Below are 19,542 nucleotides of genomic sequence, written 5' to 3'. Positions count from 1 at the left end.
GGGGGGGGGGGGGGGGGGGGGGGGGGGGGGGGGGGGGGGGGGGGGGGGGGGGGGGGGGGGGGGGGGGGGGGGGGGGGCGGCGGGGCGGGGGTGCGGGCGGGCGGGGCGGGGAACCGCGCACACAAAAGCCTCACACCACCCGGGGGGCGCCCGATGGGGAGCCTGAGCATGGATCGCTCGACTCGAAGGCCACGGACCGGCCGACTCTCACCGTCTTCCCGAGGTGGCCTCCCCGTGTTCGAATCCGTGTCCTTCGTCGCGCTGAACAGCGCGCTGGACGGTCTCGCGCTGCGTCAGCGCGTGATCGCCGACAACGTGGCCAACATCCAGACTCCCGGCTTCCTCGCCGGTCGAGTCGCCTTCGAGGACTCGCTCGCGGCCGCCGTCTCCGGTGGCTCGGGTGCGGTGACACCGTCGGTCGCCCGGTCGCTGGAGCCCACGCGCGAGGACGGCAACAACGTCAATCTCGACGCCGAGACGCTGCTCAACGTCGACACCCAGCTGCGGTACCAGCTCGCGACGCAGGCCGTCGACGGCCAGTTCTCGTCCCTGCGCATCGCGATGCGGACCTCCTGATGACGACGTTCGGCGCGATCGGGATCGCGAGCACCGGTCTGACCGTGCACCGCAAGTGGCTCGACGCCGTCAGCGACAACCTCGCCAACATCAACACGGTCCGCAGCAGCGACGAGGCGGCCTTCCAGGCCAAGTACGTCGTGGCCGAGGCGGCGAACTACGGCAACGACGGCCTGGGCGACGGCGTGCGGGTGCGCGGCATCGAGCTGGGCAGCGCCGAGGGCCGCATGGTCTACGAGCCCGACCACCCGCTGGCCGACGAGGGCGGCTACGTCCGCTACCCCGACATCGACATGTCCAGCCAGATGACCCAGCTGATCATGGCCCAGCGCGGCTACCAGGCGAACGCCGCCATCGTCGACCGCGCCAAGGAGTCCTACCAGGCAGCCCTGCAGATCGGACGGTCCTGATGTCCATCCCCGCGATCGGTGCCGTCACCGGTGTGGCGCCCACCGGCTACCTCGCCGCCGTCGAGCCCACCGCGACGCCGAGCGCCCCGGGGGCCGACGCCGCCTTCGGTGCCGCCCTGGCCGGCTCCATCGACAACGTCCAGAGCATGCAGTCGACGTCGAACGACCTGGCCCTCAAGGCGGTCACCGGTGACCTCGACGACATCCACGACTACACGGTCGCCTCGAGCCAGGCCAAGGTCGCCCTCGAGCTCACCGCCGCCGTCCGCAACAAGGCCGTCGAGGCCTTCACCGAGATCATGAGGATGCAGGCCTGATGCCCGCCCAGCTCACCTCCGTGATGGAGCGCCTCAAGGCGGTCGTCGCGCAGTTCACCCTCGCCCAGCGCACGCTGGCCATCATCGGCGTCGCCGGGCTCGTGCTCGGCATGGTCGCCCTGTCCAGCTGGCTGACGAAGCCGACGATGAGCCCGCTGTTCTCCGGCGTGTCCGCCGCGGACGCCAGCGCGATCGTCGACCAGCTCAACGGCGAGGGCGTCGCGTACGAGCTCGCCGACGGCGGCTCCACGATCCTCGTGCCGGACGACAAGCTGTACGCCACCCGGCTGTCCGTCGCCGCGGCCGGGCTGCCCGCCGACTCCGACGGCGGCGGCTACTCGCTGCTGGACGACATGGGCATGACCGCCTCGGAGTTCCAGCAGCAGGTGACCTTCCAGCGGGCGATGGAGGGCGAGCTCGCCAAGACCATCGGTGCCATCAACGGGGTCGAGGCCGCGACGGTCAAGCTCGCGATGCCCGAGGAGACCGTGTTCGTCGCCGAGAAGGCCGACCCGACCGCGTCGGTGTTCGTCCAGACGAAGCAGGGCGTGACGCTCGAGGCCGGTCAGGTCCAGTCGATCGTCCACCTCGTCTCGGCCGGCATCCAGGGCATGGACCCGTCCGACGTCGCCGTCATCGACGCCCAGGGCCGGGTGCTGTCCGCCATCGGCGGCGCCGCCGGCAGCGGGCTGTCGGACCAGCAGACCGGTGAGTACGAGCAGCGGGTCAGCTCCGCGGTGCAGACGATGCTCGACCGCCTGGTCGGCCCGGGCAAGGCCGTGGTCGCCGTCAACGCCGAGCTCGACTACGACAACACCGATCGGACGTCGGAGACCTTCGACGCGACCGCGGGCGTCCCCCCGCTGTCCTCCTCCACCACCCGCGAGGAGTACACCGGCACCGGCGGCACGCCGGTCGGCGGGGTGCTCGGCCCGGACAACATCGCCGTGCCCGGCGGTGGCGGCGCGGGCGACGGCACGTACCTCAAGGAGAGCGAGGTGCTGAACCCGGCGGTCAACAAGGTCACCGAGCACACCACCTCCGCCCCCGGCAGCGTGCAGCGCCAGTCGGTCTCCGTGGTGGTCGACGCCGCCGCGGGTGCCGCGCTGAACATGGTCGACCTGGAGGCGCTGGTCACGGCCGCCGCGGGCATCGATCCCGCCCGCGGCGACACCGTGCAGGTGTCCCGGATGGCGTTCGACACCCAGACCGCCGAGGCCGCCCAGGCCGCGCTCGCCGCGGCTGCCGCCGAGGAGCAGGCCGCCGCCCAGGCGGAGCTGATCCGCAACGCCGGCATCGCCGGCGGCGTCCTGCTCCTGCTGATCGTGATGGCGATCATCGCCAAGCGCCGCTCCAGCAAGGCCCGCCGCGAGGCGCTCGACCTCGGTGAGCTGCAGATCGTGGACGAGCCGCGCCTGCCCTGGGAGCCGACCGACGAGGCGCTGGCCCTGCCGTCCGCCGAGCCGGCGGTCGACGAGGCCGCGGTCCGCCGCGCCGAGATCGGTGCCCTGGCGGAGGAGCAGCCCGGTGAGGTCGCCGACCTGCTGCGCGGGTGGCTCGTGGAGGGGAGCAAGCGATGACCGTCGCGACCGTCGAGGCCCAGGAGACCGCCGTCGTGCCGGTCCCCGCCCCAGCACCGCGGCCCACCATGAGCCTCACCGGGGTGCAGAAGGCCGCCGTCGTCATCATGCAGCTCGGCCGCGAGCGTGCCGCCAAGGTGATGGCCCAGCTCGGCGAGCAGGAGCTCGACGAGATCACCGCCGAGATCGTCCGGCTGGAGAACGTCGACGGGTTCACCGCCGACAGCGTGCTGGAGGAGTTCCACGCGGTCTCCATCGCCGGGCCGAACCTCATCGCGCGCGGCGGGCTGTCCTACGCCCAGGAGCTGCTCGAGGCGTCCCTGGGCGCCGAGCGCGCCGCGAGCGTCATGGAGCGCCTGGCGACCCAGATGGCCGGCCAGCCGTTCGAGTTCCTGCAGCAGGCCGACGCCCGCCAGATCCACTCGCTGCTGACCGGTGAGCACCCGCAGACCATCGCGCTCGTGCTGGCGCACCTGCGTCCCGAGCACGCCTCGGCGATCATGGCCGGCCTGCCCGGCGACGCCCAGGCCGAGGTCGCACACCGCATCGCGCTGATGGAGCGGGCCGCGCCCGACGTCGTCGCGGTCGTCGCCGAGAACCTCCAGCGCAAGGCGTCCTCGGTGCTCGCGCCGCAGGAGATGTCCGCCGTCGGCGGCGTCCAGCCGCTGGTCGAGATCATCAACCGCGCCGACCCCGGCACCGAGAAGCTCATCCTCGAGGGCCTGGAGATCCGCGACAAGGAGCTCGCGGAGGAGGTCCGCAGCCGGATGTTCGTCTTCGCCGACGTCGTCATGCTCGACGACCGCGCCGTTCAGCTCGTGCTGCGCGGGGTGGAGACCGCGTCCCTGTCGGTCGCGCTCAAGGGCGCCACCGACGAGGTCCGCGACAAGATCCTCGGCAACCTGTCCGAGCGGGCCCGGGACAACCTCGTCGAGGAGATCGAGCTGCTCGGCCCGACCCGCATGTCCCAGGTCGAGGAGGCGCGCGCCGGCATCGTCCAGGCCATCCGTCGCCTGGAGGAGAGCGGCCAGATCGTGATCCGCCGCGAGGGCGAGGACGAGTATGTCTGAGCCGGTCGTGGCCCCGTTCCGCCCGTCCCCGGTCGGCGCCGTGCTCGACGGCGCCGGCGCGGCCGGTCGCGCGGTCGAGGAGTCCCGGGCTGCCGGGTGGGCGGCCGGCTGGGCCGCCGGGACCCGGGCCGCCGCCGAGGCGGCGCGGGCCCAGCGGGCCTCGCAGGACGCCGAGCACTGGGCCGCGCAGGCGGCCCGCGAGGCGCAGGTCGCCGCCGCGCTGGCGGTGCTGCGCCGCGCGGCCGACGCCGCCGGGGCGCGGGTCGTGCCGGTGCTCGAGGCGGCCGCCGCCAGCCTGGACGAGGGCGCGGTGCTGCTGGCCCAGGCCGTGCTGGGCGCCGAGCTCGCCCAGGGTCCGGACCGCGCCCGGGCCGCCCTGGCCCGGGCGCTGAGCCTGCCGTCGGACGCCGGCGTGCACACCGTCCGCCTGCACCCGGCGGACCTGGCCGTGCTGTCGGACGCCGCGGGCGACCTGCCGGTCGAGCTGCCGGCCGGTGTCGAGCTGGTCGCGGACCCCACGCTGCGCCCCGGCGACGCCGTCAGCGAGCTGCCGGACGGGTTCCTCGACGCCCGGATCGCCACCGCCGTCGAGCGTGCGATGACCGCGATCGCCGGCGCGGGGGACGGGGCATGACGACCCTGGCACCGGCCGGCGCGACCGGTCGCGACGCGCGCTGGCGGTCCGCGCTCGTCGCCGCCGCACCCGAGCGCGTCGGCACCGTCCGCACGGTGCTGGGCCTGTCGGTCGAGGTGGCCGGCGTGGACTGCGCCGTCGGCGGGCTCGTCCGCATCGGCGAGCCGGGCAGCGACGTGCTGGCCGAGGTGGTGGCGACCACCCGCGACTCGGTCCGCTGCATGCCGCTCGGCGCGGTCGACGGCCTGCGCGCCGGTGCCCCGGCACGCAGCCTCGGCCGGTCCCTGACCGCGCCGGTCGGGCACGGGCTGCTCGGCCGGGTGCTGGACGGGCTCGGCCGCCCGATCGACGGCAAGGGACCGCTGGCCAGCTCGGGCAGCGTGCCGATCGCCCAGGCCGCGCCGAACGCGATGACCCGCCAGCGGGTGGACACCCCGCTGAGCGTGGGCGTCAAGGTGATGGACACCCTGACCGCCGTCGGCCGCGGTCAGCGGATGGGCCTGTTCGCCGGCTCCGGGGTCGGCAAGTCCAGCCTGCTGTCGATGATCGCCCGCGGCACCGACGCCGAGCTGACCGTGATCGCGCTGGTCGGCGAGCGTGGCCGCGAGGTGCGCGAGTTCCTCGAGGACGACCTCGGACCGGAGGGCCTCGCGCGCTCCGTCGTCGTGGTCGCGACCTCCGACGAGCCCGCCCTGGTGCGGCTGCGCTCGGCGTTCCTCGCCACCCGGATCGCGGAGTCCTTCCGCGACGAGGGCGCCGACGTCGTGCTGATGATGGACTCGCTCACCCGCGTCGCGATGGCCCAGCGCGAGATCGGCCTGTCCGTCGGCGAGCCGCCGGCGACCCGCGGGTACCCGCCGTCGACCTTCTCCGTGCTGGCCCAGCTCCTCGAGCGCGCGGGCACCGGCGCGACCGGCTCGGTGACCGGGCTGTACACCGTCCTGGTCGACGGCGACGACCACAACGAGCCGATCGCGGACGCGGCCCGCTCGATCCTGGACGGCCACATCGTGCTGGACCGGCGGCTCGCCGTCGCCGGCCACTTCCCGAGCATCGACGCCCTCGGCTCGATCTCCCGGGTCGCGTCCCGGGTCACCACCCGCGAGCAGAAGGCGCTGGCGACCGCGCTGCGCACCGTGATGGCGGCCCGCACGCAGGCGCAGGACCTCATCGACGTGGGCGCCTACGCCGCCGGGACGAACCCCCTGGTCGACGCCGCCGTCACCCACGCCGACGCCATCGACGACTTCCTGCGGCAGGGCATGGACGACCAGGTGCCGGCTGCGGACGCCTGGGAGCGCCTCGGCCGCCTGGTCGGCCTGCTCGGGGTCGCCTGATGGAGCGGGCGTTCCGGCTGGCCGGCCTGCTGCGGCTGCGGACCCTGCAGGAGGAGCAGGCCGCCGCCGCGCTCGCCGCCGCGCACGCCGGCCTGCAGCGCGCCGACGCCGCGCGTCGCGCGACGCTCGCCGGGCTCGCCGGGCACGCGATGCCCGCCACGGGCGACGCCGGCGCGTGGCGGGTGGCCACCACCGGTCGCGCCGCGCTGACCCACCTGCTGGCCGACGCCGCCATCGCCGTCGACCAGGCCGGTGAGCGCGTGACCGAGCACACCGCCGACTGGTCGGCCGCGCGCTCGCGCACGGTCGGCCTGGAGAAGCTGCACGACCAGCACCGCACCGCGGTCCTGGCCGAGGACGCCCGCGCCGAGCAGCACGCCCTCGACGAGGTCGCCGCCCGCACCGCCCGCCCCGCGGCCGACCCGGCCCCCGACGTCGCCGCCGGACCGGCCGTCCGTCCGTCCACCGCCCTCCGCAGCCGGCGCCCCGCGCTGCCCCGCCGACCCCAGGAGCCCTCCGCATGAGCACCCCGATCTCCGGCCCCGCCACCGGCCGAACGGACCCGACCGTCGTCGGGCCGCGCCCGCGCACCTCGCCGGCGCAGCGCGGCCAGGACTTCGCCGCGGTCCTCGGCAGCCAGGTGCACCACCGCATCACCCAGCCGCAGCTCGGCGACCTGCGCGACCGCGGCCCGGTCGACCCGCGCAGCCAGCCCCTGCGCGCGGCCGACCGTCGGACCGAGGTGGCCGACGCCGCCCGTCTGCGCGCCGACGCCGCGGCCGACCGCCGCACCGACGCGGCCGACGCCGCACGTCTGCGCGCCGACGCGGCGGCGGACCGTCGGGCGCAGGACCGCGAGGTGCGCCGGACGGCACCGTCGCGCGACGACGCGGAGGTCCGGCGCAGCCCGCGCGAGGACGCGCCCCGCGCGGGCGCGCCGGGGGACCGGCCCGCCGAGCCGTCGGCCACCGGCACCCCGACCGGCACCCCGACCGGCACGCCCGCCGATGCCGCCCGGCCTGGCGCGTCGACCGGCGCCGGGACGACCGGCACGGACGCCGCCGGCACCGGGGCAACGGGGACCGCCGCAGCCGGCTCCGGCGCGGGCGCCGAGGCCTCGGCCACCGGCGCGACCGGCGCCGACACGCTCACCACCGAGCCCACCGGCGCCGACACGGCCGCCGCCACCGGCACGCAGGCGACGCCGGGGACCACGCCCGCGGGCGCGCCGGCGTCGCCCACCGGGGCGGTCGACCAGCCCCTCACCGCCGCGGTCACGCCGTCGTCCGGCCACCCCGCCCCCGGTCGGGCAGCCGCGGCCACGGGCACGGACCCCGCGTCCGCTGCCGCGACCGCGCCGGCCGCTGCCACGACCCCGCCGGCCGCTGCCACGACCCCGCCCGCCGCTGCCGCGGCGCCGCCGCCCGGCGGGACGCCGGCGGGTGCCACCCTCCCGGCCGGGTCACCCGCCACGCCGTCCGACACCGCCACCGCCCCCCCGGCGGACGCCGCCGGTGCCGGTGCCGGTGGGACGACGGCGACGTGGTCCACCCCGGCCGGTCCCGGTGCGGCCGGGACGCTGACCGCGGGCATGGAGCCGGTCGCGCCGTCGGGCCCCGGGCCGGCGGCCCCCGGGGACACCGCGGCGACGCCGGTCGCCCCGGTGACCGTGGACGCCACCACGGCCCGCGCCGGTCAGCCGCCGGCCGCCCCGCTCGCGCCGGTCGGCGCCCCCGCGGCGACCAGCGCCCCGACCGCGCCGTTGCCGAGCGTGCTGCCCGAGCGGACCGTCGCCACCCAGCTGACCGCCCCGCTGGCCGCACTGCGGACCGCGGGTGCGGGGGAGCACGTGATGGTCGTGCGGGTGTCGCCGGACACGATCGGGCCGGTCCGGGTCCGGGCGCACATCGGCGCCGAGGGGGTGCGGGTGGAGCTGCTCGGTGCGACCGAGCAGGCGCGGGAGGCGCTCAAGGTCGCATTGCCCGATTTGCGCAGAGACCTCATCGCGGCGGGTCTGCCTGCCGATATCTCTCTCGGGACGGGCCGGCAGCAGTCGACCGGGACCGACACCGGCTGGGGCGGCAACGGCCCGGCCGGTGAGCAGGGGGGCCGCGAGGGGCGGACCACCGCGACGCCGACCGGCGTCGCCGGTGCGTCCACCGCGGCGCCGGCCGCACCCGTCCCGGGGTCGGCCGGTCGCGGCGGGCTCGACATCACGGTCTGACCGCGCGCGACGCCGCCCGACCGCACGCGCACGACCCGGACCACCACCGGCCGGCACCACCGGCCCGAGCACCACGGAGCAGCATGAGCATCGAGAGCATCACAGCGGCCAGCGGTGGCATGTACTCGGCGGCCGCCGTCGAGGCGAGCGCCGCCAAGGACCCGTCCGTCCTGGACAAGCAGGCCTTCCTCGAGCTGCTCATCGCCCAGCTGAGCAACCAGGACCCGAGTGCGCCGATGGACAGCGACTCGCTCATGACCCAGACCTCGCAGATGGCCTCGATGGAGGCGCTCACCGAGCTCTCGACCACGCAGCGCGAGAGCTTCGCCCTGCAGATGCGGACCAACGCCCTGGGGCTGGTCGGCCAGCAGGTCAGCTACGCCGGGGCGGACGGCACGACCGCCGTGACCGGCACCGCGACGACCGTCTCCTTCGCGGGCCCGGTGCCGACCGTCGTCGTCGACGGCGTCGAGGTGCCGCTCAACGCGGTCTCCGCCGTGACCGCCCGCAGCACCCCCGCGCTCTGACCCGCCGACCCCTCACCGCAGACCGCACCCCCGCACCCCGCACGCGCCTTCGACCCCCTCACCGAACGGACCCACCATGCTTCGCTCGCTCTTCTCCGGCATCAGCGGCCTCCGCGCGCACCAGACGATGCTCGACGTGACCGGCAACAACATCGCCAACGTCAACACGGCCGGCTTCAAGTCGTCGCAGACCCAGTTCCAGGACACGCTGTCCCAGGTCCTGACCAACGGCGGCGGCGCGCAGCAGGGCGTCGGCGGGACCAACCCGGCGCAGGTCGGGCTGGGTGTGCGGGTCGCGGGCATCACCACCAACTTCGCCCAGGGCTCCTCGCAGCTGACCAACCGCAGCACCGACATGATGATCAACGGCGACGGCTTCTTCACGGTGCGCAACGGCGCCCAGCAGATGTACACCCGCGCCGGGTCCTTCAACTTCGACTCCCTCGGCCAGCTCGTCACCCCCGACGGGTCCCTCGTCCAGGGCTGGACCGCCGCCGCGGACGGCACCGTCGACGTCAACGGCCCGCTGACCGACCTGCGGCTGCCGATCGCCACCCTCATGGGGGCGGCGCCCACCGGCCGCGCCGACTTCGCCGGCAACCTGCCGTCGGACGCCGCCGCGGGCACGGTGCTGAACCGCACCATCGAGGTCTACGACGAGCTGGGCAACGCGCGCACCCTGACCGTGCAGTTCTCCAAGGCCGCCACCGGCTGGAGCGTCAACGCCTCCGACGCGACCCCGGCCACCTTCGACGCCGCCGCCGGGTCCGCGATGACGTTCGACGACGCCGGCGCGCTCACCGGCCCGACCACGCTGACGCTGGGTGACGGCCTGACCGTCGACCTGTCCACGATCACCGGGTTCGCCGGCATCACGTCGGTCGAGGCGGCCTCCCAGGACGGCCAGAAGGCCGGCAGCCTGCTGTCGTTCACCCTCAACGCGGACGGCACCCTGATGGGCTCGTTCAGCAACGGCCTGAAGCAGGCGGTCGGCCAGATCGCGCTCGCGAGCTTCGCCAACCCCGCCGGCCTGCAGAAGTCCGGCAGCTCGCTCTACACGACCTCGGTGAACTCCGGCGAGCCGATGATCGGCACGGCCGGCAACGGCGGCCGTGGTTCGCTCGCGGGCGGCGCGCTGGAGATGTCGAACGTCGACCTGTCCAGCGAGTTCACCAACCTGATCATCGCCCAGCGCGGCTTCCAGGCGAACTCCCGCGTCATCACGACGTCGGACGAGCTGCTCCAGGAGCTGGTGAACCTCAAGCGCTGAGTCCCCGGACGGCTGACGCCGAGCCGGTGGCGAGGGCCGTGACGGGCCCGTCGACACCGGCTCGGCGTCCTCGTCACCCTCGCCGCACTACCATCGCCGGGTGGCGATGACGCAGACGCGTGACGATGTCCCGGTCGACGAGCCGGCGGCGCTGTCGGTGGCGGCGTGCCTGTTCCACGGGTTCGGCGACCCGTCGCGCCTGGCGATCCTCAGGCACCTGGCCCTGGGTGAGCACCGGGTGGTGGACCTCACCGGGCACCTCGGGCTGGCGCAGTCGACGGTCTCCAAGCACCTGGCCTGCCTGCGCGACTGCGGCCTGGTCGAGTCCCGCCCGCGCGGCCGGGCGTCCGTGTTCAGCCTCACCCACCCGGAGGCGACGCTCGAGGTGCTGGCCGCCGCCGAGCGGCTGCTCGGCCTGACCGGTGACGCGGTCGCGCTGTGCCCGGTGTCCGGGGTGCGGGCCGCCACCGTCGCTGCTGCGGACCCGACGACGGAACCGGTCCGGTGATGGAGGCCGGGCACAGCCACGCCCACGGCACCGCGACCGGGCACCACCGCCGCCGGCTGGTGGCCGTGCTGGTCATCACCCTGTCCGTGGTGGCCGTGCAGGTGGTCGGTGGTGTGGTCTCCGGGTCGCTGGCCCTGCTCGCCGACGCCGGCCACATGCTGACCGACGCTACCGGTGTCGCGATCGCCCTGACCGCAGCCGCGCTGGCGACCCGCCCGGCGACCAAGGCCCGGACCTACGGGCTGCAGCGCGCCGAGATCCTCGCCGCCCTGGCCAACGCGCTGCTGCTGGCCTCTCTCGCCGTCTGGGTGATCGTGGAGGCGGTCCGGCGGTGGGACGACCCACCCGAGGTCGCCACCGGGATCATGCTGGTCGCCGCCGTGGCCGGCGCGGGCGCGAACCTGACGAGCCTGCGGATCCTGCGCGGCGGCCAGGGCGAGAGCCTGAACGTGCGCGGGGCGTACCTGGAGGTGCTCGGCGACCTCGTCGGGTCGGTCGCCGTCATCGTCGCCGGCGTCGTCATCGCGACCACCGGGTACACCCGGGCCGACGCGATCGCCTCCATCGCGATCGGCGTGCTCATCGTGCCGCGCGCCTGGTCCCTGCTGCGCGAGGTGCTGGACGTGCTGCTCGAGGCGACCCCGCGGGGCATCGACCTGGACCAGGTCCGCGAGCACATCAGGGGCGTGCCCGGGGTGCTCGACGTGCACGACCTGCACGCGTGGACGATCACCAGCGGCGTCCCGGCCCTGTCCGCGCACGTGGTGATCGACGACGAGTGCATCGACGGCGGCCGGTCCGGGCAGGTCCTGGACGCGCTCGCGGACTGCCTCGGGGACCACTTCGAGACCGCTCACTGCACCTTCCAGCTCGAGCCCGCCGGGCACGCCGCCCACGAGATCGCCCAGCACGACTGACCCGGGCGACGCCGACGGCGCCGCCTCGGCGGCCTCGGCGGCCTCGGCATCGGCGGTCCCGGACGTCAGGCGGGCTCAACCAGGACCTGGATGGTGTGCCGGCCGGCGGCGCCGTCGGGCGCGACCGGGGTGCGCTGGTCGGTCTGCGTCTCGCCGGTGCCGTCGCTCGCGCGCACGCTGAGCGTGTGCCGGCCCGGGGTGGCGTCCCACTCCAGGACCCACTGGCGCCAGGTGTCGACGTCCAGGGCGGCGGCCAGGCGCGCGCTCTGCCACGGGCCGTCGTCGACGCGGACCTCGACCTGCTCGATGCCGCGGGTCGGCGCCCACGCCACCCCGGCGATGGGCTGCCGACCCGCCGTGATCGTGCTCGCGCGGCGGGGCACGTCGATGCGGGACTGGGTCTTGATCGGCCCCTCACGTGCCCAGCCGCGCGGGATCCAGTAGCCGAGCTCGTCCTCGAAGGTGGTGAGCTCGATCGACGACAGCCACTTGGTGGCGGACACGTAGCCGTACAGCCCGGGGACGACCAGGCGCGCGGGGAACCCGTGCACCGCGGGCAGCGGCTCGCCGTTCATCGCGACCGCGACCATCGCGTCCTCGACGTCGAGCGCGGTCAGCACGGGGAACCCGGCGGTGAACCCGTCCACGGACCGGCCCAGCACCTGGGTGGCTCCCGGCTGCAGCCCGGCGCGGTCCAGCAGCGTGCGCAGCGGCACGCCCTGCCAGCGGGCGTTGCCGACGAGGCCGCCGCCGACCTCGTTGGACACGCAGGTCAGCGTGATGTCGGCCTCGAGGTGGGGCATCTCGAGCAGCTCGGCGTAGGTGAGCCGGTACGGGCTGTCGACCATGCCCTCGATCGACAGCGACCAGGCCTCAGGGTCCACCTGCGGGATCGTCAGGGCGGTGTCGATCCGGTAGAACTCCTCGTTCGGCACGAACAGCGGGGTCAGCCCGGGGATCTCCAGGTCCGCCTCCGGCGGCACCGGTCCGGCCGGGACCGCGGGCCGCGGGATGCGCAGCGCGGCGCGGATCTGCTCCACCCGGTCCGTGGAGGTGAGCCAGCGGCCTGCGGTGGCGCCCGCGGTGGCGACCGCGGCGGCCACCACGACCAGCCGGAGGAAGGGGCGGCGACGGACGCCAGGGCCGTCCGCGGGGCCCGCATCCGCGCCGGTGCGCCCCCCGGGCGCCGCGACCCGGGGGGCGGCGCGCAGCAGCACGGTGAGCGTGGCGATGCCGGCCAGGGCGCCCACGGCCCCGACCAGGACGGCCAGCACGGGCGTCGTGCGGACGTCGGTCAGCGCGGCCGCGACACCGAGTGCGGCGACGCCCACGACGCCGGCGGACGCCGCGCTGCCGTGGCGGCGGCCCAGCAGGCCCACGGCCACCCCGAGCAGGGCGCACACCACGAGCACCGCTGCCACGAGCACGGGCTTGTCGGCCGTGCCCAGGGTGGCGATCGCCGCGCGCTCCAGCCAGCCCGGGACGGCGTCGACCACGGCGTCGCCGACGGCGAGCACGAGCGAGCGCATGCCGGGCAGCACGCCGGCGAGCAGCTCGGCGATGCCCAGCGCGACGGCGGTGGCGAGCAGGCCGGACAGCGCGGCCGCCCCCCGGGACGGCAGCGGGGCAGCCGGCCCGACGGGCCGGGCGCCGGGGGTGGTCGTGGTCATGCGCCCTCCAGGGTGAAGACGACGAGCTGGGGGGCTGCGTTGATCCGCACCGGCACGACGGAGAAGCCGACGCCGCAGGTGACGAACAGCGAGTTCCCTGCCGCACCGTAGCCCTTCGGCGCCCAGCCGTCGGCGACCACCTCCTCCTCCTCGGTGAGGCCCAGGTAGGACCAGCGCGGTGTCGCGGGCAGCGCGATCTGGCCGCAGTGGGTGTGGCCGGCGACCGCGAGCGGCGCCGTGCCGGCCGGCATGTCCGCGAACGGGGTCGGGTTGTGCATCATCACCAGGCGGGGCGCGTCGTCGGGGACGCCCGACACGGCGGCGTCGACGTCGGTCAGACCGGGCCGGGTCGCGGCCAGGCCGATCAGGTGCAGCGGCGGACCGTCGGCACCGTCGGCACCGCCCGCGCCGTCCCCACCCGGCGCGTCGAGCACGACGGCCTCGTTCTGCAGGACGGGGATGCCCGCGGCCTGCAGCGCGGTGGCCATCTCCTCCGCGCCGCCGGCGGCGTAGTCGTGGTTGCCCAGCACGGCGTAGGTCGGGATGCCGGACTCGACCAGCGGCGCGAGCTGGTCCATGACCGTGTCGACCTGCTCGGCGACGGGCGGGCTGGTGCTGTAGAGGAAGTCACCGGGGATCAGCACGACGTCCGGACGCTGCTCGACGACCCGCTGCACGATGCGCTCGACCATGCCGGCGTTGGCCCACCACATGCCGGTCTGCAGGTCGGAGAAGACGGCCACCTCGGCACCCGCCCACGCCGCCGGCAGTCCTGGGACCGGCGCGGTGTAGCGGCGGTCGTCCAGGACGAGCCGCGGCTCGATCGCGACACCGTAGACGAGCAGCAGCGCCACGACCACGGCGAGCGCACCGGCGACCCGGCGGACGACGCGCATCAGCGGGCCACCTGCGGGCGCGCCGGCGCGACGGCGGGCGCCGTCGCCGGTCGGGGGGCGGGGCGCGGTGGGGGCTCGATCGGCAGCGCCCGGTGCAGCACGGCGAGCCACAGCACGCCGAGCACGACGCCCGCGACGACGTCGGACGGGCGGTGCGCGGCGACGTAGACACGGGAGGCGCCGATCGCGAGCACGACGACGGCGGCGAGCGCCACCACGGCCCAGTGCCACCGGGTCCGGGTCGACGCGACGACCAGCAGGGCGATCCCGCCGTAGACGACGGTGGCGGCCGCGGCGTGACCCGAGGGGAAGCTGGCGCCGGCCGGCAGGCCGTCGGTCAGGTCCGCCACGTCCGGTCGCGCCCGCCCCACGACGGCCGCCGCCGCCCCGTAGAGCAGCACCTCGCCGACGACCGCGGCGACGAGCAGGACCACCGGTCGCCAGCTGCGCAGGTACGCCGCCGCGATCGCGGCACCGGCCACGGTCGCCATCACCACGCCCCACAGCCCGGCGAGCGAGCCCACCGTCTCCACGACCGAGGTCAGGGCGGGGGAGCGCAGCTCGACGGCGGCGGTGAGGAGCGCACGGTCGAGGTCCGCGACCGGTCCCGATGCCAGCAGCCGGGTCAGCCCGAGCCCGAGCAGGACGACGACGGCGAGCACGGCGACCGCGCCGAGCGCGATCCGCCCCACGCTGCGGGCGCCGTCCGGCAGGGTGGGGGCCGACCCGGGGGCGACCGGGCCGGTCACCACGCCGGTGCCGACGGCCGCGACGGGCTCGCCGCGGCTGCGCAGCCACCCGCGGAAGGCGATCGTCACGACCGCGAGCCACGCGACCCCCAGGCCCCAGCCCGCCAGGACGTCGGACACGAAGTGCACGCCCAGGGCGATCCGGGTGAAGCCGACCAGGACCACCAGGCCCACCGCCGCGACGGTCCACCACCGGCGGGCGGTGGGCCGCAGCCCGGGCAGCAGCACCAGCAGCAGGGCGCCCCACGTCACCAGCGACGTCATGGCGTGACCGCTGGGGAAGCTCGCGTTGGTCGGCAGCTCCACCACGGGCAGCGGGACGTCGGGCCGGGTCCGACCGATCAGCGCCTTGGTGACCGGTACGAGGATCGCCAGGCCGACGCCGGCGACCGTGACGTACGCGGCCAGGGCGTACCGCCGCCGCATCAGCAGGCAGACCACGGCGACGGCCATGACGAAGGACGCCGTCGCGCCGCCGCCGGCCTCCGAGGCGATGCTCAGCACGCGCACGGACAGCGGGCTGGCGGCCACCGAGGCGTTGAGCCCCTGCGCGACCCCGGTGTCCAGGTCGGCCAGCGGCGCCCACCGCAGCTTGACCAGCCCGAGCAGGGCGAGGAACGGGATCGCGCCGGCGACGACGAGCGCGAGCCCCAGCAGGCTGCGGCCGCCCAGGGATGCCGCGTCGTGCGGCGCCACCTCGTCGGCCGGCGTGGGGGCCTGCGGTCTCACGGTTCCTCCGGGGTCTGCGGTTCTCGGGTGTCGACGGTGTCGATGGTGTCGACGGTGTTGAGGGTGTCGGTGTGGCGGCGCGGGTGCGGTGCCCCGGCCGAGGAGGTGCGGTGCACCACCGCGACCAGGGGCGGGCTTTACCCAACTGTGGCCCATCTGTGAACCAATCGCACGCCCGTGCCGACGGTGAGGAGGCGCGCGGGGCGGTGCGGTGGCGTCCACCGCACCGCCCCGCGGGCGTGCTACCCGGTGCGACCGGGTGCCGTCGGCCGGGTCACTCGGTGGCGGCCATGGGCTCGGCCGGCATGACGTCCTCGGCGACCAGGACGAGGTCGCCGACGTACGGCTCGTAGACGGCGTCGTCGAGGTCGGTGCCGAACTCCTCCTCCAGCTCGGCGATGTCGAGCTGGCGCACGGTCCCCTGGACCTGCACGTACTCGCCGGGCTCCACCTCGGCCTGGGCGGCGTCCAGCACCACGACGGTCCAACCGGACCCGGCGAGCTGGAAGGACACGGTGGAGAGCAGGTTCGTGACGTTGCCCGCCAGGGTGAGGGTCTCGCCGGGCAGGGTGGCGATCTGGTCGGCGACGATGACCGCGTCGCCCTCCCACTCCTCGAGGGCCTCGTCGTCGAAGTCGACGCCGTACTCCTCCTCGAGGTCCACCACCACGAGCTCTTCCACGGTCCCGGTCACCTGCAGGACGGCGTCGGAGCCGACGGTGTCCTCGGTGATCTCGGTGCCGACGTCGGCCAGCGCGCCGGAGGAGGACAGCACCAGGGCGCCGTCACCGCCGAGCGCGTCGCCACCGATGACGAACGCCGAGGGGTCGATGTACTCGGTGGCCTCACCGGAGACGGTGACCTGCTGACCGAGCAGGTCCGGGCCCTCCATGTCGTCGTCGTCGGGCTCGGCCTCCGCGACGTCCTCGACGCTCGCGCCCTGCTCGGGACCGGCGCTGTCGTCGGAGCAGCCGACCAGGACCATCGACGCCGCCAGCGCGAGGGGGGCGGCCACTGCTGTCTTGCGTACCTGAACCATCGGGCATCTCCTGACACATCGGGAGGGCGGCCGGGCCGCCCCCGTCGTCGTTCTCGGGACACCACCACCGTGCGCGCCGCCACCACGACCGGGCCACCCCGCACGGCCCGTTCGGGCCAGGTGTCACGCGCCTGTCACACCGTCGTCATACTCACCCGCGAGTGTGACGATCAGCCCACCGGTCGCCGGGCCCGGAGGGGCCCCGCAGGCGGTCGCCCGGCCGGGTCAGCACGGCACGGCGGGCTCGCACGGCGGGTCCACGGCGGGAGCCGTGGGCTGCGGACCCGGTGCGACCAGGACGAAGTCGTCCCGGCCGACCGGCTGCCTCGTCAGGCCCTCGTCGGTCGGCACGTCGATCGGCTCACCGTCGCGGGTCATCCGGATCCGCCGCACGTCAGGTGACTCGGTGACGGTCCACACCACCTGCGCCACCGCGAGCAGCTGGCTCGCGCCGAGGGTCGCCACGAACTCGGCGGTCACCTCGACGACGGCGGTCCCGGTCGCCGGGTCCGTGCCGATCATGCGCGCCGACTCCGGCGGGACCGCGCTGCGCAGCCCGACGCGGCCCTCCTCGTCGGTCGGCCCGAGGGCCAGCAGCTGCAGGGCGGTGGCCACGGAGCGGTCCTGCGCCGCCCGCCGCACGGCCTCGAGCCGGTCCTCGCGCACCAGGTACACCGTCACCGACCGGGCTCCCTCCGGCGCCGGCTGGGACGTCGGCGTGGTCGGCAGCGGAACGTCGATGGCGACCGGTCGCCGCTGCGCCGACATGCCGCACCCGGCCAGCACCACGCACATCACGACGGCGAGCAGCGCCCGTGCGGCCCGGGTCACGACTGCTCCTGCGCGGGCAGCGTCACCACGAAGCGGGCGCCTCCCTGGGGGCTCGGCTCGGCCCACACCTGACCGCCGAGCAGCTGCAGGTGGCCGACGACGAGCGCGAGGCCCAGTCCCACCCCGCTGGTCGAGTCCCGGCCGGTGCGGGGCGCACGCGTGAACCGCTCGAAGATGCGCTCGCGATCCGCCTCGCCGATGCCCGGTCCGGCGTCGTCGACCCACACGTGGGCCACACCGTCGAACCCGGTCACGGTCACGGCCGCCAGCCCGCCGCCATGCCGCTCGGCGTTGTCCACCAGGTTCGCCAGCACCCGCTCGAGACGACGCTTGTCGACCCGCACCCGGACGTCCTGGGCTCCGCGGACCACCAGGCGTGGGCGCAGCCGCTCCGGCAGCGCCCGTTCGACGAACTCGGCGAGCCGGACCTCGTCCAGGGTCAGGTCGGCGTCGCCCGCCTCCGCGCGGGACATCTCGAGCAGGTCCTGGACGAGCCGGGAGAACCGCTCGACCTCCGAGGCGAGCAGGTCCAGTGCCTCGCGGCCGTGGTCCGGCAGGCGCTCGCGGCCGTCCTGCACCAGCGAGACGGCCGCGAGCATGGTCGTCAGCGGGCTGCGCAGCTCGTGCGCCACGTCGGTGGCGAACCGGGCGTCCGCGCGCACCCGCCGCTCGAGCGCGGCCGCGGTCGCGTTGAAGGAGGCGGCGATCGGCACGAGCTCGGGGTCCCCGCGCGGGTCGATGCGGGTCGTGGTGTCCCCACCCGCCACGCGTGCGGCCGCCTCGGACAGCCGGGCCAGCGGGCGCAGCGCGGCCTGCGTCACCCACCACCCCAGGGCCACCGCGACGGGCGGGACGAGCGCCACCGCAAGCCCGAGCACGACGCCCAGGACGGTCAGGGTGCGGTCGAGCTCCTCCAGGGGCAGCACCGCGAAGTAGGCGCCGCCGTCGGGCAGCGGGATGCCGATCGCCAGCATCGTCCGACCGCCGACGGTGATCCGCTGCCGTGACGGCACCCCGTCGGAGAGCACCGCGTCCCGCAGGGCGGCCGGCACCTGCGTGCGCCCCACCTCCAGGGAGGTGGTGAACCAGGCGTCGTCGACGACGGCGAGGGAGGTGGCGCCGGACTCGCGGGGCAGCTGGGCGAGCGCCTCGCTGGGGTCCGTGCCGTCCTGCGTGAGGTCGCGGAGCAGCTCGGCGGCGTTGGCGGCGGCGGCCGTCCCGGCGGAGCGCTCGCGCTGCAGCACCAGGAACCCGGAGACGGTCGCCCACACCGAGACCGCCATCACGGTCGCCAGGGCGAACGCCAGGACGGCGAAGCTCAGCGCCGCCCGCCCCCGCAGGGTCCGCCAGCGCGCCCGCCGGTCCAGCGCCACGGGCGGGCGCTGCCACCGGGACCGACGGCGAGCGGACCCGGCCCGCGCCGGGGCGGCGGCAGGGCTCGCCTGCTCCCCGGGCTGCGCGCTCGTCGTGCGCACGACGGGCCTCACGAGCCGAGGCGGTAGCCGAGCCCGCGCACGGTCAGGATCACGGTCGGCCGCAGCGCGTCCGGCTCGACCTTCTTGCGCAGCCGGCCGACGTGCACGTCGACCAGCCGGGCGTCCCCGAAGTACCCGTAGCCCCAGACCCGCTCGAGCAGCTCCTCGCGGCTGAGCACCCGCCCGGGCTCGCTGGCCAGCTCGCACAGCAGCCGGTACTCGGTCTTGGTGAGGTCGACCGGCTCGCCACGACGGGTGACCAGGCCCACGTGCGGGTCGATCGTCAGCTCGCCGACCTCGACCGGCCGCGGGCCCGGTGTCGCCGCGGCCCGACGCAGCAGCGCGCGGATCCGGGCCGACAGCTCCTTGGCGACGAACGGCTTGGTGATGTAGTCGTCGGCGCCGGCCTCGAGCCCGCCGACGACGTCGTGGCTGTCGGACCGGGCGGTGACCATGATGATCGGTGCGTCGCTCGTGCGGCGGATCTCCCGGCAGACGTCCAGGCCGTCGCGACCGGGCAGCATGACGTCCAGCAGGACCACGTCGAAGCTGCCGCCGTGGAACAGCTCGAGCCCGGCCTCGCCCGTGGGTGCGCCGGCGAACGTGAAGCCCTCCGCGGTCAGCGTCAGCTCGACGATGCGCGCGATGCGGGCGTCGTCCTCGATGAACAGCACGGATCGTTGCACCCCGGCAGTGTCCCGCGCGGCCGTCCCGCCCGGCCACCCGGACCGACCCGTCCCGGGCTGCCCGGGCTGCGAAGAGGCAGGTCAGGGCGACGTGTGA

At 75.6% G+C, this 19,542-nt stretch carries 20 protein-coding genes; 13 read left to right on the top strand and 7 right to left on the bottom strand.

Features of this window, described 5'->3' with window-relative positions; translation table 11 throughout:
- The first annotated feature begins 234 nt into the window (after positions 1 to 234).
- The 13 genes from Q0840_RS18540 (at position 235) to Q0840_RS18480 (ending at position 11,370) form a co-directional block, all read left to right on the top strand.
- The gene (locus tag Q0840_RS18540; RefSeq protein ID WP_298462476.1) at positions 235 to 576 is read left to right on the top strand and encodes a flagellar basal body protein; all 342 of its coding nucleotides are present in this window, start codon (positions 235 to 237) and stop codon (positions 574 to 576) included.
- Positions 576 to 986 carry a flagellar basal body rod protein FlgC gene (flgC, locus tag Q0840_RS18535; RefSeq protein ID WP_298462473.1) on the top strand — a complete coding sequence of 137 codons (411 nt, stop codon included), beginning with the start codon at positions 576 to 578 and terminating at the stop codon, positions 984 to 986. Before Q0840_RS18540 ends, flgC begins: the two co-directional genes overlap by 1 nt.
- Positions 986 to 1,303: a flagellar hook-basal body complex protein FliE gene (gene fliE / locus Q0840_RS18530; protein ID WP_298462470.1), complete on the top strand. Its 318-nt coding sequence runs from the start codon at positions 986 to 988 to the stop codon at positions 1,301 to 1,303. Before flgC ends, fliE begins: the two co-directional genes overlap by 1 nt.
- On the top strand, positions 1,303 to 2,883 hold the full coding sequence (gene fliF / locus Q0840_RS18525) for a flagellar basal-body MS-ring/collar protein FliF (RefSeq protein WP_298462468.1): 1,581 nt from the start codon (positions 1,303 to 1,305) through the stop codon (positions 2,881 to 2,883). The genes fliE and fliF overlap by 1 nt, the downstream gene beginning before the upstream one ends.
- Before the next feature lie 68 nt (positions 2,884 to 2,951).
- Positions 2,952 to 3,953 carry a flagellar motor switch protein FliG gene (gene fliG, locus Q0840_RS18520; protein ID WP_298462481.1) on the top strand — a complete coding sequence of 334 codons (1,002 nt, stop codon included), beginning with the start codon at positions 2,952 to 2,954 and terminating at the stop codon, positions 3,951 to 3,953.
- Positions 3,946 to 4,587 carry a FliH/SctL family protein gene (locus Q0840_RS18515; protein WP_298462465.1) on the top strand — a complete coding sequence of 214 codons (642 nt, stop codon included), beginning with the start codon at positions 3,946 to 3,948 and terminating at the stop codon, positions 4,585 to 4,587. The genes fliG and Q0840_RS18515 overlap by 8 nt, the downstream gene beginning before the upstream one ends.
- A complete protein-coding gene (locus tag Q0840_RS18510; protein WP_298462462.1) occupies positions 4,584 to 5,924 on the top strand; it encodes a FliI/YscN family ATPase in 1,341 nt (446 codons plus the stop codon). The genes Q0840_RS18515 and Q0840_RS18510 overlap by 4 nt, the downstream gene beginning before the upstream one ends.
- Positions 5,924 to 6,448, top strand: coding sequence for a flagellar export protein FliJ (locus Q0840_RS18505; RefSeq protein WP_298462459.1), 525 nt, complete (start codon positions 5,924 to 5,926; stop codon positions 6,446 to 6,448). Before Q0840_RS18510 ends, Q0840_RS18505 begins: the two co-directional genes overlap by 1 nt.
- On the top strand, positions 6,445 to 8,148 hold the full coding sequence (locus Q0840_RS18500; protein ID WP_298462456.1) for a flagellar hook-length control protein FliK: 1,704 nt from the start codon (positions 6,445 to 6,447) through the stop codon (positions 8,146 to 8,148). The genes Q0840_RS18505 and Q0840_RS18500 overlap by 4 nt, the downstream gene beginning before the upstream one ends.
- Positions 8,149 to 8,231: 83 nt before the next feature.
- On the top strand, positions 8,232 to 8,675 hold the full coding sequence (locus Q0840_RS18495; RefSeq protein WP_298462453.1) for a flagellar hook assembly protein FlgD: 444 nt from the start codon (positions 8,232 to 8,234) through the stop codon (positions 8,673 to 8,675).
- A gap of 76 nt (positions 8,676 to 8,751) precedes the next feature.
- A complete protein-coding gene (locus Q0840_RS18490; protein ID WP_298462451.1) occupies positions 8,752 to 9,945 on the top strand; it encodes a flagellar hook protein FlgE in 1,194 nt (397 codons plus the stop codon).
- 106 nt (positions 9,946 to 10,051) lie between these two features.
- Positions 10,052 to 10,453, top strand: coding sequence for a helix-turn-helix transcriptional regulator (locus Q0840_RS18485; protein ID WP_298462448.1), 402 nt, complete (start codon positions 10,052 to 10,054; stop codon positions 10,451 to 10,453).
- A complete protein-coding gene (locus Q0840_RS18480; RefSeq protein ID WP_298462445.1) occupies positions 10,453 to 11,370 on the top strand; it encodes a cation diffusion facilitator family transporter in 918 nt (305 codons plus the stop codon). The genes Q0840_RS18485 and Q0840_RS18480 overlap by 1 nt, the downstream gene beginning before the upstream one ends.
- 65 nt (positions 11,371 to 11,435) lie before the next feature.
- On the opposite strand, the gene Q0840_RS18475 is transcribed toward Q0840_RS18480, so the two are convergent.
- The 7 genes from Q0840_RS18475 to Q0840_RS18445 form a co-directional block, all read right to left on the bottom strand.
- On the bottom strand, positions 11,436 to 13,040 hold the full coding sequence (locus Q0840_RS18475) for a molybdopterin-dependent oxidoreductase (RefSeq protein WP_298462442.1): 1,605 nt from the start codon (positions 13,038 to 13,040) through the stop codon (positions 11,436 to 11,438).
- Complete coding sequence (locus Q0840_RS18470) at positions 13,037 to 13,936, bottom strand: metallophosphoesterase (RefSeq protein WP_298462440.1); 900 nt, start codon at positions 13,934 to 13,936, stop codon at positions 13,037 to 13,039. Before Q0840_RS18470 ends, Q0840_RS18475 begins: the two co-directional genes overlap by 4 nt.
- Positions 13,936 to 15,414 carry a phosphatase PAP2 family protein gene (locus Q0840_RS18465; RefSeq protein ID WP_298462437.1) on the bottom strand — a complete coding sequence of 493 codons (1,479 nt, stop codon included), beginning with the start codon at positions 15,412 to 15,414 and terminating at the stop codon, positions 13,936 to 13,938. The genes Q0840_RS18470 and Q0840_RS18465 overlap by 1 nt, the downstream gene beginning before the upstream one ends.
- 274 nt (positions 15,415 to 15,688) lie before the next feature.
- On the bottom strand, positions 15,689 to 16,453 hold the full coding sequence (locus tag Q0840_RS18460; RefSeq protein WP_298462435.1) for a hypothetical protein: 765 nt from the start codon (positions 16,451 to 16,453) through the stop codon (positions 15,689 to 15,691).
- Between the two features lie 225 nt (positions 16,454 to 16,678).
- On the bottom strand, positions 16,679 to 17,284 hold the full coding sequence (locus Q0840_RS18455; protein ID WP_298462432.1) for a GerMN domain-containing protein: 606 nt from the start codon (positions 17,282 to 17,284) through the stop codon (positions 16,679 to 16,681).
- The gene (locus Q0840_RS18450) at positions 17,281 to 18,657 is read right to left on the bottom strand and encodes a HAMP domain-containing sensor histidine kinase (protein WP_298462430.1); all 1,377 of its coding nucleotides are present in this window, start codon (positions 18,655 to 18,657) and stop codon (positions 17,281 to 17,283) included. Before Q0840_RS18450 ends, Q0840_RS18455 begins: the two co-directional genes overlap by 4 nt.
- Before the next feature lie 110 nt (positions 18,658 to 18,767).
- Positions 18,768 to 19,445, bottom strand: coding sequence for a response regulator transcription factor (locus Q0840_RS18445; RefSeq protein ID WP_298462428.1), 678 nt, complete (start codon positions 19,443 to 19,445; stop codon positions 18,768 to 18,770).
- Positions 19,446 to 19,542: the final 97 nt, after the last annotated feature.

The organism is uncultured Cellulomonas sp. (assembly GCF_947494015.1).
Lineage (GTDB): Bacteria > Actinomycetota > Actinomycetes > Actinomycetales > Cellulomonadaceae > Pengzhenrongella.
The sequence above is the reverse complement of the archived record's forward strand: the minus strand, read 5'-3'. Positions and strand labels throughout refer to the sequence as shown.

Bases quoted from the DNA above. Each gene is read 5' to 3' on its own strand.
- flgC (WP_298462473.1), top strand. From the start codon at position 576: ATGACGACGTTCGGCGCGATCGGGATCGCGAGCACCGGTCTGACCGTG.
- fliE (WP_298462470.1), top strand. From the start codon at position 986: ATGTCCATCCCCGCGATCGGTGCCGTCACCGGTGTGGCGCCCACCGGC.
- fliF (WP_298462468.1), top strand. From the start codon at position 1,303: ATGCCCGCCCAGCTCACCTCCGTGATGGAGCGCCTCAAGGCGGTCGTC.
- fliG (WP_298462481.1), top strand. From the start codon at position 2,952: ATGAGCCTCACCGGGGTGCAGAAGGCCGCCGTCGTCATCATGCAGCTC.
- Q0840_RS18515 (WP_298462465.1), top strand. From the start codon at position 3,946: ATGTCTGAGCCGGTCGTGGCCCCGTTCCGCCCGTCCCCGGTCGGCGCC.
- Q0840_RS18510 (WP_298462462.1), top strand. From the start codon at position 4,584: ATGACGACCCTGGCACCGGCCGGCGCGACCGGTCGCGACGCGCGCTGG.
- Q0840_RS18505 (WP_298462459.1), top strand. From the start codon at position 5,924: ATGGAGCGGGCGTTCCGGCTGGCCGGCCTGCTGCGGCTGCGGACCCTG.
- Q0840_RS18500 (WP_298462456.1), top strand. From the start codon at position 6,445: ATGAGCACCCCGATCTCCGGCCCCGCCACCGGCCGAACGGACCCGACC.
- Q0840_RS18495 (WP_298462453.1), top strand. From the start codon at position 8,232: ATGAGCATCGAGAGCATCACAGCGGCCAGCGGTGGCATGTACTCGGCG.
- Q0840_RS18490 (WP_298462451.1), top strand. From the start codon at position 8,752: ATGCTTCGCTCGCTCTTCTCCGGCATCAGCGGCCTCCGCGCGCACCAG.
- Q0840_RS18485 (WP_298462448.1), top strand. From the start codon at position 10,052: ATGACGCAGACGCGTGACGATGTCCCGGTCGACGAGCCGGCGGCGCTG.
- Q0840_RS18480 (WP_298462445.1), top strand. From the start codon at position 10,453: ATGGAGGCCGGGCACAGCCACGCCCACGGCACCGCGACCGGGCACCAC.
- Q0840_RS18475 (WP_298462442.1), bottom strand. From the start codon at position 13,040: ATGACCACGACCACCCCCGGCGCCCGGCCCGTCGGGCCGGCTGCCCCG.
- Q0840_RS18470 (WP_298462440.1), bottom strand. From the start codon at position 13,936: ATGCGCGTCGTCCGCCGGGTCGCCGGTGCGCTCGCCGTGGTCGTGGCG.
- Q0840_RS18460 (WP_298462435.1), bottom strand. From the start codon at position 16,453: ATGGTTCAGGTACGCAAGACAGCAGTGGCCGCCCCCCTCGCGCTGGCG.